This window comes from Kitasatospora sp. NPDC040550 (assembly GCF_055594965.1).
On record NZ_JBVIWC010000002.1, the window covers coordinates 47,027 to 62,915 of the forward strand.

General features: G+C 73.0%; 13 protein-coding genes and 1 riboswitch. Of the genes, 2 read left to right on the forward strand and 11 right to left on the reverse strand.

What is annotated here, in order from left to right:
* Positions 1-58: 58 nt before the first annotated feature.
* From ACZ58X_RS03020 to ACZ58X_RS03040, 5 genes are all read right to left on the reverse strand, one after another.
* A complete protein-coding gene (locus ACZ58X_RS03020) occupies positions 59-439 on the reverse strand; it encodes a VOC family protein (protein WP_470331928.1) in 381 nt (126 codons plus the stop codon).
* A complete protein-coding gene (locus tag ACZ58X_RS03025) occupies positions 436-957 on the reverse strand; it encodes a hypothetical protein (protein WP_470331929.1) in 522 nt (173 codons plus the stop codon). Before ACZ58X_RS03025 ends, ACZ58X_RS03020 begins: the two co-directional genes overlap by 4 nt.
* 72 nt (positions 958-1,029) lie before the next feature.
* Positions 1,030-1,425, reverse strand: a complete 396-nt coding sequence (locus tag ACZ58X_RS03030) for a winged helix-turn-helix domain-containing protein (protein ID WP_470331930.1) — start codon at positions 1,423-1,425, stop codon at positions 1,030-1,032.
* 67 nt (positions 1,426-1,492) lie between these two features.
* Positions 1,493-1,741, reverse strand: coding sequence for a hypothetical protein (locus ACZ58X_RS03035; RefSeq protein WP_470331931.1), 249 nt, complete (start codon positions 1,739-1,741; stop codon positions 1,493-1,495).
* A gap of 151 nt (positions 1,742-1,892) precedes the next feature.
* Positions 1,893-3,542 carry an NRAMP family divalent metal transporter gene (locus ACZ58X_RS03040; RefSeq protein ID WP_470331932.1) on the reverse strand — a complete coding sequence of 550 codons (1,650 nt, stop codon included), beginning with the start codon at positions 3,540-3,542 and terminating at the stop codon, positions 1,893-1,895.
* A gap of 358 nt (positions 3,543-3,900) precedes the next feature.
* A riboswitch (M-box (ykoK) riboswitch) is annotated at positions 3,901-4,078 on the reverse strand.
* Positions 4,079-4,250: 172 nt separating this feature from the next.
* On the opposite strand from ACZ58X_RS03040, the gene ACZ58X_RS03045 reads away from it, so the two are divergent.
* On the forward strand, positions 4,251-5,576 hold the full coding sequence (locus tag ACZ58X_RS03045; RefSeq protein WP_470331933.1) for a YhgE/Pip domain-containing protein: 1,326 nt from the start codon (positions 4,251-4,253) through the stop codon (positions 5,574-5,576).
* Positions 5,577-5,582: 6 nt separating this feature from the next.
* Here the strand turns inward: ACZ58X_RS03045 and ACZ58X_RS03050 are convergent, their stop codons facing one another.
* The 6 genes from ACZ58X_RS03050 to ACZ58X_RS03075 form a co-directional block, all read right to left on the reverse strand.
* Positions 5,583-7,901 (reverse strand): FdhF/YdeP family oxidoreductase, encoded by a 2,319-nt coding sequence (locus ACZ58X_RS03050; RefSeq protein WP_470331934.1) that lies wholly within the window; start codon positions 7,899-7,901, stop codon positions 5,583-5,585.
* A gap of 86 nt (positions 7,902-7,987) precedes the next feature.
* Complete coding sequence (locus tag ACZ58X_RS03055; RefSeq protein WP_470331935.1) at positions 7,988-8,905, reverse strand: LysR family transcriptional regulator; 918 nt, start codon at positions 8,903-8,905, stop codon at positions 7,988-7,990.
* The gene (gene fdhD / locus ACZ58X_RS03060) at positions 8,906-9,856 is read right to left on the reverse strand and encodes a formate dehydrogenase accessory sulfurtransferase FdhD (protein ID WP_470331936.1); all 951 of its coding nucleotides are present in this window, start codon (positions 9,854-9,856) and stop codon (positions 8,906-8,908) included.
* A gap of 45 nt (positions 9,857-9,901) precedes the next feature.
* Positions 9,902-11,194, reverse strand: coding sequence for an MFS transporter (locus ACZ58X_RS03065; protein ID WP_470331937.1), 1,293 nt, complete (start codon positions 11,192-11,194; stop codon positions 9,902-9,904).
* A gap of 158 nt (positions 11,195-11,352) precedes the next feature.
* Positions 11,353-11,820, reverse strand: a complete 468-nt coding sequence (locus ACZ58X_RS03070) for a GreA/GreB family elongation factor (RefSeq protein WP_470331938.1) — start codon at positions 11,818-11,820, stop codon at positions 11,353-11,355.
* 98 nt (positions 11,821-11,918) lie between these two features.
* On the reverse strand, positions 11,919-14,069 hold the full coding sequence (locus ACZ58X_RS03075) for a UvrD-helicase domain-containing protein (protein ID WP_470331939.1): 2,151 nt from the start codon (positions 14,067-14,069) through the stop codon (positions 11,919-11,921).
* A 209-nt stretch (positions 14,070-14,278) separates the two neighbouring features.
* Between ACZ58X_RS03075 and ACZ58X_RS03080 the strand changes: the two genes are divergently transcribed.
* Complete coding sequence (locus tag ACZ58X_RS03080) at positions 14,279-15,721, forward strand: glyceraldehyde-3-phosphate dehydrogenase (RefSeq protein WP_470331940.1); 1,443 nt, start codon at positions 14,279-14,281, stop codon at positions 15,719-15,721.
* Positions 15,722-15,889 lie beyond the last annotated feature (168 nt).

Sequence of the window (15,889 nt, forward strand, 5' to 3'; positions counted from 1 at the left end):
CCCCCCCCCCCCGCACGTTGGGGCGGAAGAGCCCCGATGAATCGGTGGCGGGTGTCGGTCAGGCCGCCGGCTGCTCGGCTGCCTCGACGAACTCCAGGAGGTTGCCGACCGGGTCGGTGGTGTAGAAGCGTCGTCGGGGCGGGAGGGTGTCGTCCCAGACGACCTGGGCGCCGAGTTCGGCGAGCCGGTCGGCGAAGTCCCCGATCTCGCAGACGGCCATGCCGGGGTGGGCCTTGGTGCTGGGGCGGAAGCGCTCCTCGATGCCGAGGTAGAGCCGGACCCGGCCGCCGTCGGCGGCGAACCAGCAGCCGCCGCGGCCGGTGAGCGGCTGGGGCTTGGGGATCTCGGCCATCTGCAGGACGTCGCCGTAGAAGGCGCGGAGCAGGGCCTCGCTGCCGGGTGGCGCGGAGAGCTGGACGTGGTCGAGGGCCGTGATCACTGCGGCTTCCTCTCGGAGGGGTCGGACGGGATGGACGTGGCGTGCTGCCGGGCCGCGGTGACCAGCAGTCGGGCGGTCGGGGTGGGCAGGCCCAGGTGGTGGGCGATCCACTGCGGGTCGTGCCCGTGGGCGGCGAACACCCAGGCGGTGTAGAGCCGGTTGAGGCCGGGGGCGTCGGGGCCGAGCAGGAGCGGGCGGACCTGCTCCATCGGGAAGCCCTCCAGCGAGCGGGCGCTGAACCACTGGGTGTCGTCGTCCCCGGCGGCGACCGCGACGGCGGCGGCCGCGACGGTGGCGGCCCGGGCGGCGGTCGGCCGGCCCGCCCGCTGCCGGCCGTGGGCCAGCAGCAGGGCGAGCAGCAGTCCGACGACCGAGGCGCCGATGAGCACGCCGGAGAGGAAGAGCCGCAGCGGGGCGGGGGCGACGCCGAGGGCGGCGACCTGGAGGGCCAGGAGGAGCATGACGACGCAGAGCGCTGTACCTCGGCTCGTCCAGGGGAACAGGGCGGTTCTGGTCATGCGGTGTCCTCCTTCGGTGGTGTCGGCGGTGAACGGCACCCCGGCGAGCGGGGCGCTGCGGCGGCACCGGCCTCAGGCGGCGCGGACCAGCCGGGGGTCGTACTTGTAGCCGATCTGCCGGACGGTGGCGATCGCCTCCCGGTGGCCGGGGCCGAGCTTGCGGCGGATCCGGGCGATGTGGGTGGCGATGGTGCGGGTGTCGCCGGTGGCCGGCCGGCCCCAGACGGATTCCATCAGCTGGCGGCGGGAGTGCACCCGCAGCGGGTTGCCGACCAGGTGGGCGAGCAGTTCGAACTCCAGGTACGGCAGGGCGAGTTGCTGGCCGTCGACGGTGACGGTGCGCTGCTCGGGGTCGACCACCAGGCCGGGGTCCGGGCTGAGGGCGGGCGGTGCGGTGGGGACGGGCCGCAGGGCGGAGGCGCTGTGGTCCGAGAAGATGGCGTCGAGCCTGCGGTAGCGCACGGCCATGGCGGATGCTCCTTCGTCGGGTCGAAGCCGGAGAGGTACGAGGCGGGGAGGGAAGGGAAGGGGCCGGTCAGCGGCCGGGGTGCCAGGAGGCTTCCAGGCGGGTCGTCCCGTCCGGGCCGGTGACGGAGTGCCAGCCGGCCCGCAGCCGGGCGGGCCGGTCGTTCGGCAGGCTCGGGGCCCGGGTGCCGACGGCGCGCAGGACGGTGTTGTCGAGCGGGCCGGCGGCCAGCCGTCGGCCCACCGCGGCGAGGGCGGCGCGCAGTCGGCCGGGGTCGGAGGAGGGAAGGGCGGGCCGGAACGCGGCAACGATGGACATGGCTGGTCACCTCCGTGACAGGACGATGAATGTGAACAACTGCGCTGATGGGCGCGGGAATTGAGGTAAAACTCAGGCGGCGGAGCCAGTGGGGCCGGCGAGGGTGCCGCCCCGGCGGCCGGGTCAGTGGTTCGGCGTCAGTGGTTCGGCGTCAGTGGTTCAGGGCGGTCTGGACGATCTTGACGATCACCATCACCATCGCGACCAGCAGGTAGGCGCGCAGGGCACCCATGCCGACCTTGCGGGCGGTGGACATCACCGGCTTCTCCAGGGTCTCCAGCGGGGGCATCCGCCAGTCCTCCCGGCCGGTGCGGTCGATGGGGTCCTCCTTGGTGCCGCGACGGCCGGAGAGGAAGGAGTACCCGGCGACCAGGACGCCCGCCACTCCGCAGCCGGCCATGATCCGCAGGATCGCGTCCGAGCTGATGTCCGGCCAGACGACGGCCGCGGTGAGGATCAGCGACAGCGTGACCAGCACGCCGACCACGGCGGCGGTGAAGGCGTTGGTCCTGGGACCGTTCACCCAGGGGCCGAGCACGGCCTTGTCGTTGCAGAGCAGCAGCAGGAAGACGGTGGCGGAGGGCAGCAGCACCCCGGCCAGCACCTGGACGAACTGGGTCATCAGGCCCTGCATGTACCCGGTGGACAGCAGGGTGATGGCGGCCGCGGCGATCACCAGGCCGGCGTAGACGGCGTAGAAGCCCTTGGCGCCCTTGACCCCGCGGTGCAGGGAGTGCTTGATGCCGAGGACGTCGCCGATGGCGTAGGCGGTGGAGAGCGAGACGGCGAAGGCGCCGATGATCGAGGCGTCCAGCAGGGCGATGGCGAACAGCACGCCCGCCAGGTGGCCGGCCTTGTCCGCGATGCCCTGGGCGACGGCCCCGGCGTCGGAGAACTGGCCGAAGCCGTCGGTGCCGGCGAAGGCGGCGGCGGTGAAGCCCATCATGGCGGCGGCGCCGATGATCACGATCGCGATGCCGATCCAGAGGTCGGCCTTCTCGTACTTCATGAAGCGGGGGGTGATCCGCTTGTCGATGACGTACGACTGCTGGAAGAACAGCTGCCAGGGGGCGACGGTGGTGCCGACGATCGAGATGATCACCAGCATGACCGCGGCCAACTCACCCGCGCCGCCCGGCATCTGCGGCACCACGAAGTCGTGGGCCAGCTGCGAGGTCTTCGGGTGGACCATGAAGTAGATCGGCACCAGCAGCAGCGAGCCTATGCACAGGGTCACCGCGACCCGCTCGAAGCGCTGGAAGGAGCCGGTGAAGGCCGAGGCGATGATGATCGCCGCCGCCAGCACCACCGAGGCGACCTTGGGCAGGCCCAGGTAGCCGGCCGCCAGCGTGACGCCGATGAACTCGGTGACCAGGGTCAGCGCGTTGAGCAGGAACAGGTCGATGACGCTGAACGCGCCCCAGAACTTGCCGAACCGCTCCAGGATCAGCCGGGCGTGGCCGACGCCGGTGACCGCGCCCAGGCGCAGCACCATCTCCTGGTTGACGTAGAGGACGGGGATCAGCAGGGCCAGCGTCCACAGCAGCTGGGTGCCGTAGTTCTGGCCGGCCTGGCCGTAGGTGGAGAAGGCACCGGCGTCGTTGTCGCCGACCATCACGATCAGGCCGGGGCCGACGATCGCCAGCAGGGTCTTGAGTCTCGCCGACAGGCCCTGGCGCGGTGCGTCGTCGTCGAGCCTGATGGTGCCGAGCGCACCCTTGATGTCGCCGACGTGGGCGTCGTCCAGGACGGCCGAACGCGGCTGCGGGATCGTGGAGTTGAGTGTGGCGTTGGTGGTCATGACGTTCCTCCCGTGGACCCCGGGGCAGGCGGGGTGATGGGGGCGCGCGGCAGTGACTCCCCTGCGTGCGGGCACGGCGCACCGGCCCGCGGCGGGGCGTGCCCGGGCGGGCACGGCACAGCCGCGTGCGGGGTGAGCGGTGCGGACGTGTCGTCAGGTGCGGTGCTGACGTACCGTCAGACGGACGCGCAGGGAAGGTTGTTACCGCATGCCGGAGGTGTACGAGGACAGGCGGGGGCAGGGGCTACTGTGGCCCGGACTACTGCAATCCATGTCTCTCGCCTCCTCCCGGTCGACGCACCCCGTGGTGCGTGTCATCGACGCGGCAAGGAGTTCACCGGCGCGCGGAGCGGCCACCGGTTCACCCCAACTCGTCAGAGCTTTGGCACTCCACGGCGTGTCCGACCCGCTCGGGCCGGAAGCCACTTCGGATCAACCCTTAGGTCGGGAAGATCTGTCCTAACCCTGGGCGTCTCTCGACGTCGTCGGATCAGTGGCCTGTGTCCGTGAAGAAGCCTCACCGAACGAGGTGCCTTCTTCAAACCTCCAGAAGCATAGACCGGCGGGAGCGCGATACTTGCGTACTTGGTAGAACCTTTACCTTTCGCCAGGCGTGACGTCCGTCCGGGTGGCGCGGGTTTGAGCGCCACGTGACGACGGAACGACTTCCCGCCGGATCCGTACCCGCACACGCAGCTGAGGGGTGGCATGGCGACCGCAGGCTCCCAGACCGCAGGACCTCCGGGGGCTCCCCGGCGGGCGAGGGCGCTGGCGCTCGCCCGGCGCCCGAAGCTCTGGCTCTTCCCCGGCGTCCTGTGCGCCCTGGTGGCCGCGCTGCTCTCGCTGCTCTACCTGGGCGGCATCGTCAACCCGACCGGGCACCTGCACCGGGTGCCGATCGCCCTGGTGAACGCCGACCAGGCCCCGCCGCCGCCCGGCCAGCCGGTCAACCTCGGCACCCAGCTGACCCGCGCCGTGGTGGCCGGGACCCCGGACGACACCGTCCGCTGGCGCCAGACCGACGACGCGGGCGCCCGCGACCTGCTCGCCGCCGGCAAGGTCTACGGCGTGCTGCTCGTCCCCGCCGACTTCACCGCCGCCGTCACCGCGCTCGCCACCGGCGGGGCCACCCACCGGCCCACCCTCACCGTCCTCACCAACCCCGGCCTGGGCAGCCTCGGCTCCTCGATCGCCGCCCAGATCGCCCAGAACGCCGCCCACCAGGCCTCGGTCGCGGCCGGTCAGCGGCTGCTGGCCGCCGTACCGGCCCAGAGCGGCCCGGGCGCCCAGGGCCCGGACACCGGTGCCACCGCCCGACTGCTGCTCGCCGACCCGTTCGCCGTCACCACCCAGGTCGGCCACCCGATCGGCAGTCACAGCGGCCTCGGCCTGAGCGCCTTCTACTTCACTCTGCTCGCCGTGCTGACCGGCTTCATCGGCGGCAACATCATCCACAACGGCGTCGACACCGCGCTCGGCTACAGCGACAGCGAGATCGGCCCCTGGCACACCCGCCGCCCGACCGTCCCGATCAGCCGCACCCAGACCCTGCTGCTCAAGATGCTGATGACCGCCGGGATCATGCTGGTCACCACCTCCCTGGTGCTGCTCTGCACGGCCGGGATCCTCGGCATGGACGCCCCGCACCAGGCGCTGCTGTGGGTGTTCGCCTACTGTGCCAGCCTCGCCGTCGGCCTCGGCGTGCAGGCGATCAACGCCGCGTTCGGCGGGATCGGGCAGCTGGTGTCCATGTTCGTGTTCATCGCGCTCGCCCTGCCGTCCTCCGGGGCGACCGTCCCGCTCCAGGCGGTGCCCGGCTTCTACCGCTTCCTGGCCGTCTTCGAGCCGATGCGGCAGCTGAGCGACGGCATCCGGGCGATCCTCTTCTTCGACGCCCGCTCGGACGCCGGGCTGGCCCGCGGCTGGGTCATGATCGCCATCGGGGTGGCGCTGGCCCTGGCCTTCGGCTTCGGGATGACCCGCTACTACGACCGCAAGGGCCTGCACCGCTGGACGCCCCAGCCCTCGGAGTAGCTGCTCCTAGGCCTTGGTGACGGTCACCTTGAGGTGCTTCATGATCGGCTGGTCGCTCTGGGTGCTGTGGTCGCCGATCGCGCACAGCACGTTCAGCTCCGGCATGTACCCGGCCGCGCAGCCGCGCGGGATGTCGTACGGGACGGCCAGGTAGCCGTGCACCGAGCGGGTGGAGCCGTCCCGGGCGGTGCTGGTGATGTCCACCGGGTCGAACTCGGCGATGCCGCGCTCGCGCATGTCGTCCGGGTTGAGGAAGACCAGGGTGCGCAGGTTCTTCACGCCCCGGTAGCGGTCGTCGTCCGAGTAGATGGTGGTGTTCCACTGGTCGTGCGAGCGCATCGTGCCGAGCGCCAGGGTGCCCGGCGCGGGGACGACGTCGGGCAGCGCGGCGGCGGAGAACTCGGCCTTGCCGGAGGGGGTGAGGAAGACCAGCTCGCGCGCGGGCTGCTTGATCCGGAAGCCCAGCGGCAGCCGTACCCGGCGGTTGAAGTCCTCGAAGCCGTCCAGTACTTCGGCCATGGTGTCGCGGATCCGGTCGTAGTCCTCGATGTACCACTCCCACGGGGTGGGGCTGTCCGGCAGGGCCGCGCGGGCCATCCCGGCGACGATCGCGGGCTCGGAGAGCAGGTGCGGTGAGGCCGGGCGCTTCATGCCGACCGACAGGTGCACCATGCTCATCGAGTCCTCGACCGAGGTGGACTGCACCCCGGCGCGCTGGTGGTCCTTCTCGGTCCGGCCCAGGCACGGCAGGATCAGTGCCCGGCGGCCGTGCACCAGGTGGCTGCGGTTCAGCTTGGTGCTCACCTGGACGGTCAACTCGCAGGCGCGCAGCGCCTGGTAGGTGTAGGGGGAATCCGGGGCGGCGAGCGCGAAGTTGCCGCCCATGCCGACGAAGACGGTCACCTCGCCGCGCCGCATCGCCTCGATCGTCCCGACCGTGTCCAGGCCGTGGGCGCGCGGCGGGTCGATCCGGCAGACCGCGCCGAGCCGGTCCAGGAAGGCGTCGGCCGGCCGGTGGTCGATCCCGCAGGTGCGGTTGCCCTGGACGTTGCTGTGCCCGCGAACCGGCGAGGGCCCGGCCCCCTCCCGGCCCAGGTTGCCGCGCAGCAGCAGCAGGTTGACGATCTCCCGCACGGTGTCCACCCCGTGCTCGTGCTGGGTGACGCCCAGGCACCAGCTGAAGATCGAGCGGTCGGCCTCGCGGTAGACCCGCGCCGCCTTGAGGATCTCCGTCCGGCCCAGCCCGCTCTGGCGCTCCAGCTCCGCCCAGGGCGTCTGCTCGCAGACGCGCCGGTAGGCCGCGAAGCCGCTGGTGTGCCGCTCGATGAACAGCCGGTCCAGCGCCCCGTCGTCGGCCGCCGACTGCTCCAGGAGCGCCTTCGCCATGCCGCGCAGCAGCGCCATGTCGCCGCCGATCCGCGGCTGGAGGTTGAGCGTGCTGGTGCGGGTCGCCCGGTTCAGCGCCATGTCGGTGAAGTCGTGCGGGATGATCGTCCGGGTCGCCGCCGCCTCGACCAGCGGGTTGACGTGCACGATCTGCGCGCCGCGCTTGAAGGCCTCGGCGAGCGAGGTGAGCATCCGGGGCGCGTTGGAGGCCGCGTTGACGCCCAGGATGAACAGCGCGTCGGTGACCTCCCAGTCCTTGAGGTCGACCGTCCCCTTCCCGGTGCCCAGCGCCGCCTGGAGGGCCCGTCCGCTGGCCTCGTGGCACATGTTGGAGCAGTCGGGGAGGTTGTTGGTGCCCAGCTCGCGGGCCATCAGCTGGTAGAGGAACGTCGCCTCGTTGCCGAGCCGGCCGGAGGTGTAGAACGCCGCCCGGTTCGGGTCGTCCAGCCCCCGCAGGGTGCGGCCGACCAGGGCGAACGCCTCCTTCCAGCTGATCGGCAGGTAGTGGTCGGTGTCCGGGTCGTACACCATCGGCTCGGTCAGCCGGCCCTGGTCCTCCAGGGCGAAGTCGCTCCACTCGGACAGCTCGGTCACCGAGTGCGCGGCGAAGAACTCCCGGCCGACCCGCTTGCGGGTCATCTCCCAGGTGACGTGCTTGATGCCGTTCTCGCAGATGTCCAGGTGCAGGCCCTTGGTGTCGTCCGGCCAGGCGCAGCCCGGGCAGTCGAAGCCACCGCTCTCGTGGTTCATCCGCATGACCGCCCGCGGGCCGTCCAGGTACGCCCCCTCGCGGGCCAGGAAGCGGGTGACGCTCTTCGCCGCACCCCAGCCCGCGGCGGGGTGGTGGTACGGCGCGAAGCGGGGCGGCGCGGCGGGGGAGGGGCCGACCTCCTCCGGCTCGGGGCGGGTGGCGTCGACGGCGTCGTCGGAGGTGGTCACGGTGCTCGCCTTCCGTCGCACGGGTGAGGGCCTCGGGGGTCCCGCTCGACGCTACGCCGGGCCGTCGGCCCCCGCGCGTCGAACCGCTACGGCTCCGGCAGGGCGCCCAGCACCCCGGCCAGGTCCGTCCGCCGGGCCACCTCCAGCAGGGCGCGGGCCATCACCGACCCCGGCTCCCGGGCCGCCGTCACCAGCACGATCGGCGTGCTGTGCACCGGCTCCACCAGCGGGACGGCCCGCATCCCGGGCGGCACCCCGAACACGTGCAGCCAGGCGTACGGCACCACGCTGGCCCAGTGGCCGCTGCGCACGTGCGCGAACAGCGAGCCCACCGAGTCGGTCTCCACCCGGGGCACCGGCGCCAGTCCGAGTCCCGCGAACACCCCGTCCAGCACCCGGCGGCCCTGCATGCCCGGGTGCAGCAGGCACAGCGGCAGCCGGGAGGCCTCCGTCCAGGTGGCGTGCGGCTGCCCGGTGAGACCGTCGGCGGGGCCGGTCAGCAGGACGTACCGCTCCTCGTAGAGCGGGACGGTGCGCACGCCCTCGGTGCCCTGCTCCGGGAGGTAGCCGAGGCCCGCGTCGATCTCGAAGTTCCGCACCTGGCGCAGGAGTTCATCGGCGCGCAGGTCAGTGGACAGCTCCACGGCGGCCAGCGGGTGGGCGGTGCAGAACGGCCCGGTGAGCAGCGGGACGGCGCCCGAGGCGGTCGGCACCGAGCCGATCCGCAGCCGTCCGCTCAGCCCGGTGCGCAGTGCGTCCACCTCGTCCCGCAGGGCGTCCCGGTCGGCCAGGATGCGCTGCGCCCACCGCACGATCCGCTCGCCCTCGGGGGTCAGGCCCTGGTACGCCCGGCCGCGCCGCACCAGCAGCACCCCCAGTTCGTCCTCCAGCTTGCGCAGCGCCTCGGACAGCGCCGGCTGGGAGACCCGGCAGGCCTGGGCGGCGCGGGCGAAGTGCTGCTCGCGGGCGAGGGCGACCAGGTACTCGAGCTGGCGGAACAGCATCTAGTCGGCCTCGGCGGCGGTCCCGGCCTCGGTCCCGGCCTCGGTCCCGGCGACGGTCTCGGTGTCGACGGCGCCGGGCTCGGATGCGTCGGGGAGTCCGGTCAGGTCGCTGAGGTCGGTCGGATCGGTCAGGTCGATCCGGTCGGTGCGGGTGTACACGTTCATCGAGTCGCCGCGCAGGAAGCCGACCAGGGTCAGCCCGCTCTCCTCGGCCAGGTCCACCGCGAGCGAGGACGGCGCGGAGACGGCGGCGAGCGCCGGGATGCCGGCCATCACCGCCTTCTGCACCAGCTCGAAGGAGGCCCGGCCGCTGACCATCAGCACCGTGCCCCGGGCCGGCAGCAGGCCCTCGCGCAGGGCGTGGCCGACCACCTTGTCCACCGCGTTGTGCCGCCCCACGTCCTCGCGCAGGCAGAGCAGCCGGCCCTGCGCGTCGAACAGCCCGGCCGCGTGCAGGCCGCCGGTGCTGTCGAAGACCTTCTGGGCGGCGCGCAGCCGGTCGGGCAGCGCGGTCAGCAGTGCGGGGGTGATCCGCAGCCCGTCCGCGGCGACGCTCCACGGCGCGGTGGTGCGCACCGCGTCCAGGCTGGCCTTGCCGCACAGGCCGCAGGAGGAGGTGGTGTAGAAGTTGCGCTCCAGCGAGGCGTCCGGGGCGGGCACGCCGGCCGCGAGCGCCACGTCCACCACGTTGTAGGTGTTGCCGCCGTCGGCGGTGGCCCCGGCGCAGTAGCGGATCCCGGCCAGGTGGTCGGCGGCGTGCAGCACGCCCTCGCTGACCAGGAAGCCGGCCGCGAGGTCGAAGTCGCTGCCGGGGGTGCGCATGGTCACCGTGAGCGGACGGCCGCCGACCCGGATCTCCATCGGCTCCTCGGCGGCCAGGGTGTCGGGGCGGTGCGAGGGCACGCCCTTGCGCAGCCGCAGCACCCTGCGGGGGACGGTCACTCGGCCCATGGTCGTCGGCTCCTCGGGTGGGTCGCGGGTCGGCCTCGCGGTCGGTCAGGTCTGTACGGATGAATCCTCGCGCGTTTCCGGTCCGGCCGGGTGCCCGGGTCGGCCGCCGGGGTCGGGCAGGGGGCCGGGGCCGGGTCGGCCGCCGGGGTCGGGCAGGTGGCGGCGGCTGTGGACGCCGGTGACCGCCAGGCAGAGCAGGCCCACCCCGGCCATGCCGACCAGCAGCGCCGGGTAGGAGGCGCGTCCGGCCGTGCCGGCCAGCAGCAGCGGGGTGAGGAAGCCGCTGGAGGTGGTGCTCTGGTAGAGCGCGGCGGAGGTCGGGCCGGTGGGGCCGCGCCCGGCGTCGGGGCCGGTACTCGGCGCGGTGAGCCGCTCCACCTCGTGCAGGCCCGCGCCGAGGGTCAGCCCGTACCCGGTGCCGAGCACGACGGCGGCGGCCAGCACCAGTCCCACCGAGTCGCGGTCGGCGGCCAGTGCGCCGAGCAGCAGTCCGGTGATCACCGTCGCCATCGCGGTGAGGGTGGCCCGGGCGCTCCCGGCGTCGTCCAGCCGGGCCGCGAAGGGCTGGGCGAGCACCCCCATGGCGAGCGTCAGGGCCGCCACCAGACCGCTGAACAGCGGTGCGTAGCCGGGCAGATGGTGGGCGACCAGCGGCGGCAGCACGACGTAGCCGACGGTCGCGGCGCCCAGGACGGCGGGGCTGGCGGGCAGCACGACGTACCGGAACCGGGGGTGCCGCACGGCCGCGCGGTGGTGCTCCGCGGGGCGGACCGGGCGGCGCACCGGCGCCGTGTCCGGGACCCGGCCGGTGGCCCGCAGGACCAGCAGACAGGCCGCGGCGTGGGCGAGGCAGGGCACGGCCGTCGGATCGGGCAGCCACTCCGAGAGGATGCCGGAGGCCAGCGCACCGGCGGAGAAGCCGATCCCGGTGGCGTACATCGCGCGGCGCGCGGAGGCCACCGGCGGCGTCCCGGGGCCGGAGAGCTCCCGCAGCCAGGTCGTCCCGGCCAGGAACACCAGCCCGGCCGCGAAGCCGGTCGCCAGCCGGGCGACGTACCCGGTGGGCTGGTCCGCCAGGGCCAGCAGCGCGCTGGCGGCCGCCGACAGGGCGAGCCCGGCCCGCACCGTGCGCCGGCGCCCGTACCGGTCCGCGGCCGGGCCGCCCAGCAGCAGTCCGGGCACCAGTCCGACCAGGTACACCGAGAACATCGCGGCCAGCGACACCGGCGACCAGTCCGTGTGCGCCCGGTAGACGCTCGCCAGCGCGGTGAACTGGTTCGCGCCCCAGGCGGCGACCGCCACGGCGGCCGCGGCCGGTATCCAGCGGGCGGTGCGCACGTGCGGGGTCTCCTCGGACGGTTCGCTCGGACGGGGAAGTCGGCGGCCGGGGGCCGCCCGTCCAGTGTCCTGTCCGGCATCGTCGCAGGTCAAAGAGGTGGGACCAGTCGTTCGATCGGTGCGGCCGATCGAACGGGACGGCCCCGGGCAAGCCCCGGCTAGCCGTCGGCCCCCACCGCCAGCACGACCGCGCTCGCCGCGCCGCCCGGCGTCTCGTAGCTCACCGTCTCCCCGGCGTGACGGCCCAGCAGCGCCTTCCCGAGCGGGCTGTCGTACGTCACCAGGGTCAGCTCGCGCTCCTCGGCCAGCTCGGAGATCTCGACGGTCTCCTCCTCGCCGTCGGAGAACCGCACGGTGACCGTGGAGCCCACCCCGATCACGTCCGTGGACGGCGCCCCGGCCACCTCGGCCTCCCGCAGCCGCCCCTCCAACTCGGCGATCCGCCGGTCCAGCCGCGTCACGTCCGAAGCCCGCTGCAACTCGTCCGCCGCGTCGGCGCGGTCCCCCACCGGATCCTCCCCGCGCAGGGTCGCGGCCACCTCCCCCCGCTCCGCCCGCAGCTGCGCCAACTCCTCCTGCACGGCACGCTGCCCCTCGGCACTGATCGGTTCCGGCCCACCGCTCATCGCACGCTCCCGGGTCTCTGAGGGAACACCCAAACACCGGTCGCCTCTCATTACCCCACCCCGCCGAAGCCCCGGCAAATCCTCGGCCGGGCCGTGCGTCAGCGGGCGAGCGGCTCGGCCGGGACGACCGGTTCGAGGAAGCGGCTGGGGGCGCCGTGCCAGGAGACGGCGAGGGCCTCGCGGGCGCGGGTGCAGGCCACGAACAGCAGGTTCAGCTCCCCGTTGAGGTCCTCCCGGTGCTGCTGCGGGTCGGTGTCCTCCGGGGTGAGCGCGTTGACGTTGGGCACCATGGCGTCGCCGACGCCCACCACGGCGACGCAGCGGAACTCCAGCCCCTTCATCCGGTGCATGGTGCCGATCCGTACGCCGGGGGCCGGCGCGCTGCCGAGCAGGTGGGCCGGGGTGCCGGCCTGCTCCAGTGCCCGGGCGGTGTCGCGGCCGAGTTGGGCGGTGCGGGTGGCGACGCCGATGTCCTCCGGGCCGACCCCCGAGGCGGTCCACGCCCCGATCCGGGCGACCAGGGCCCGGAGCTCCTCGGCCTGGTCGGCGTGGCCGTGCGCCTCGGGCTGCGCGCCGTGCAGGGTCGAGTGGTAGCCGACCAGGGACTCCTCGCCGCCGTCCAGGTCGTCCGGGCGTTCGCCGGTGAGCAGCGAGGCGGCCCAGCTCAGGATCTCGTGCGTGGTGCGGTAGTTGACGCGCAGTCGGGCGGACCGGCCGACCACCTGGATGCCGAGCGAGCGCAGCGAGACCTTGTTGCCGTAGATCCGCTGGTGGGGGTCGCCGGCGAGGAACAGGTCGTCCGGTCCGGGGGCGGCGAGTGCGCGCAGGAAGCGCCACTGCGCGGGGTGCAGGTCCTGCGCCTCGTCGACCACCACGTGTCGGAACGGGCGCTCGTCCCGTTCGTCGAGGGCCCGGGCGGCGTGCGCGCAGACCTGGAGGAAGGTCCGCTCCCCGCTCTGCCGCAGCTCCTCCTCGAACGCGGCCACCGTGCGCCACAGTCGGGCCCGTTGCAGGGGGCCGAGCGCGGTGCCCCGGCCGGTCCGCGGGGCCTTGAGGTACTGCTCCGGGCTCTCGATCGCCTGGGCCAGGACGACCTGGCGCCACTCCTGGTCCAGGAAGACGTCGGTGAAGTCGACCCCGAGCCGCTGCCCGACCCGGCGCCAACGGGCCAGCACCGCACGCTGGTTGAACAGGATCTTCAACGGGGCGCCGCCGAGCGAGCGGCGCAGCACCTCGTTCGCCAGGGCGTCGACGGTGACCACCCGGACCTTGGCCCGGATCCGCCCGTCGGTGATCAACAGGCCCAGGCAGCGCTCCAGTTCGGCGGCGAGGTCCTTGGTGTAGGTGGTGAGCAGCACCGACCCGTCGGGGGCGTCGGCGGGCAGCCGGCGGGCCAGGTGGTAGGCCCGGTGCAGGGCGACCACGGTCTTGCCGGTCCCGGGGCCGCCGGTGACCCGGGCCGGGCCCTGGTACGAACCCCGGTAGGCGATCCGGTACTGGGCCGGGTGCAGGAAGATCCGCCAGGCGTCGAAGGGGCGCTCCAGGATCTCCTGGAGCTCCTCGGGCCCGGACACCAGGGCGACCCGGCCGCGGGCGTGGGCCATCGCCGAGACCAGCTCGTCCCCGGGCCGCCCGGTGCCCGCCGGGTCCGCCGCCCGCGCGTACGCCTGGACGATCTCGCGGTCGATCTCGGCCGGTTCCATCCCGCTGGCCAGGCCGATCAGCACGTCGAACTGCTGCTCCGGCAGGACCCGGTGGAGCGCCTCCAGGTGTGCCTCGTCGGGCAGCAGCCGGATGATCGGCAGGATCTCCTCCTCGATGCCCAGGCTGCGCAGGACCTTGTCGGAGCGGTCGGCGAAGAGCCGCTGGGGCTCGTCCGAGGCCCGGGCCCGCAGCGAGGCGGAGGCGCGTTCCAGGGCGACGTCGTTGCGGATCTCGACGCCCTGGGTGGCGGCGTTCACCGAGGCGCGGTGCTTGAGCGCCCAGTCGTTGGCCTTGTCGTGGGGGAGCACCTTGAGCAGCAGGTAGCCGTCGCCCCGGTCGGCCTTGAGGACGACCCCGCGCCAGAAGTCGGTGATCCGGATGGTCCGGATCCGCGGGTCCCGCTGGTGGGTGAGCTTCTCCAGGTGCGCGCCGGCGTGGGTGGCCCCGGTGAACTTCTCGAAGGTCTCGAAGACCCGCCGCTGCACCGACCGCTCCAGCGCCGCGAACTCCATCAGGAAGTCCCGGTGCATCCCCAACGTCGCCACCCGGGCCCCCTCGCGCCTCGTCCGGATCTTCGATGCGCCCACTCTACTGGGGCACTTGGGGGTGGCGGTGATCACCTTTGGGGGCGGGGAGGCGGGGGAACGCGCAGGTGGGAGGGGTGCGGCGGCGGGGCGGGGGAGGGACCGGCCGTCGGGCCGGAAGCGGGCGAAGCTACCATGTGGGCAACACCCTCAGCTCGAAAGATGGACTTGTGACTGTCAACGACGACGTGTTCACGGACTGGAAGAACCGCGAGGAGATCGCGGAGTCGATGATCCCGATCATCGGGCGACTGCACCGGGAGAAGGACGTCACGGTCCTGCTCCACAGCCGTTCCCTGGTGAACAAGTCGGTGGTCAGCATCCTCAAGACGCACCGCTTCGCCCGGCAGATAGCCGGCGAGGAGCTCTCGGTCACCGAGACGATGCCGTTCCTGGACGCGCTGACCACCCTGGACCTCGGCCCCTCGCAGATCGACCTGGCGATGCTCGCCTCGGCCTACCGGACGGACGACCGGGGCCTGTCGGTGGCGGAGTTCACCGCTCAGGCCGTCGCCGGTGCCACGGGTGCGAACAAGCTGGAGCGCCGGTCCGCGCAGGACGTCGTGCTGTACGGGTTCGGCCGCATCGGCCGGCTGGTCGCGCGGCTGCTGATCGAGAAGGCCTCGGGCAACGGCCTGCGGCTCAAGGCCATCGTCGTGCGCAACGGCGGCGGCGACGACCTGGTCAAGCGCGCCTCGCTGCTGCGCCGGGACTCGATCCACGGCCAGTTCCAGGGCACGATCACCGTCGACGAGGCGAACAACAAGATCGTCGTCAACGGCAACGAGATCACGGTGATCTACTCCAACGACCCGAGCGAGGTCGACTACACGGAGTACGGGATCAAGGACGCGATCCTGATCGACAACACCGGTCGCTGGCGTGACCGCGAGGGCCTGTCCAAGCACCTGCGCCCCGGCATCGCCAAGGTCGTGTTGACCGCCCCGGGCAAGGGCGACGTGCCGAACATCGTGCACGGCGTCAACCACGACATGATCAAGCCGGACGAGCAGATCATCTCCTGCGCCTCCTGCACCACCAACGCGATCGTCCCGCCGCTCAAGGCGATGGAGGACGAGTACGGCGTCGTGCGCGGCCACGTCGAGACGGTCCACTCGTTCACCAACGACCAGAACCTGCTGGACAACTACCACAAGGCCGACCGTCGCGGCCGCTCGGCGCCGCTGAACATGGTGATCACCGAGACCGGTGCCGCCTCGGCCGTCGCCAAGGCGCTGCCGGACCTCAAGGCGAAGATCACCGGCAGCTCGATCCGGGTGCCCGTTCCGGACGTGTCCATCGCGATCCTGAACCTCCAGCTCAAGCGGGAGACCAGCCGCGAGGAGGTCCTGGACCACCTGCGCGAGATCTCGCTGACCTCGCCGCTCAAGCGGCAGATCGACTTCACCGACTCGCCCGACGCGGTGTCCAGCGACTTCATCGGGTCGCGGCACGCCTCGATCGTGGACGCCGGTGCGACCAAGGTCGACGGGGACAACGCGATCCTCTACCTGTGGTACGACAACGAGTTCGGCTACTCGTGCCAGGTCGTCCGGGTCGTGCAGTACATCTCGGGCGTCGAGTACCCGACGTTCCCGGTGTCGGCGGGCTGATCCGCCGGTCGGGACCGTGCGGCGGGGCGGTGACCTTCGGGTCGCCGCCCCGTCGGCGTTGCGCGGGGTCTCCGGCGCGGGGGGGGGGGGGGGGGGGGGGGGGGGGGGGGGGGGGGGGGGGGGGGGAGGGGGGGGGGGGGGGGGGGGGGAGGAGAGGGGGGGGGGGAG

Excerpts from the sequence above, each read along its gene's own strand:
- ACZ58X_RS03035 (WP_470331931.1), bottom strand. The coding sequence starts at position 1,741 with ATGTCCATCGTTGCCGCGTTCCGGCCCGCCCTTCCCTCCTCCGACCCC.
- ACZ58X_RS03070 (WP_470331938.1), bottom strand. The coding sequence starts at position 11,820 with ATGAGCGGTGGGCCGGAACCGATCAGTGCCGAGGGGCAGCGTGCCGTG.
- ACZ58X_RS03040 (WP_470331932.1), bottom strand. The coding sequence starts at position 3,542 with ATGACCACCAACGCCACACTCAACTCCACGATCCCGCAGCCGCGTTCG.
- ACZ58X_RS03025 (WP_470331929.1), bottom strand. The coding sequence starts at position 957 with ATGACCAGAACCGCCCTGTTCCCCTGGACGAGCCGAGGTACAGCGCTC.
- fdhD (WP_470331936.1), bottom strand. The coding sequence starts at position 9,856 with ATGGGCCGAGTGACCGTCCCCCGCAGGGTGCTGCGGCTGCGCAAGGGC.
- ACZ58X_RS03045 (WP_470331933.1), top strand. The coding sequence starts at position 4,251 with ATGGCGACCGCAGGCTCCCAGACCGCAGGACCTCCGGGGGCTCCCCGG.
- ACZ58X_RS03030 (WP_470331930.1), bottom strand. The coding sequence starts at position 1,425 with ATGGCCGTGCGCTACCGCAGGCTCGACGCCATCTTCTCGGACCACAGC.
- ACZ58X_RS03055 (WP_470331935.1), bottom strand. The coding sequence starts at position 8,905 with ATGCTGTTCCGCCAGCTCGAGTACCTGGTCGCCCTCGCCCGCGAGCAG.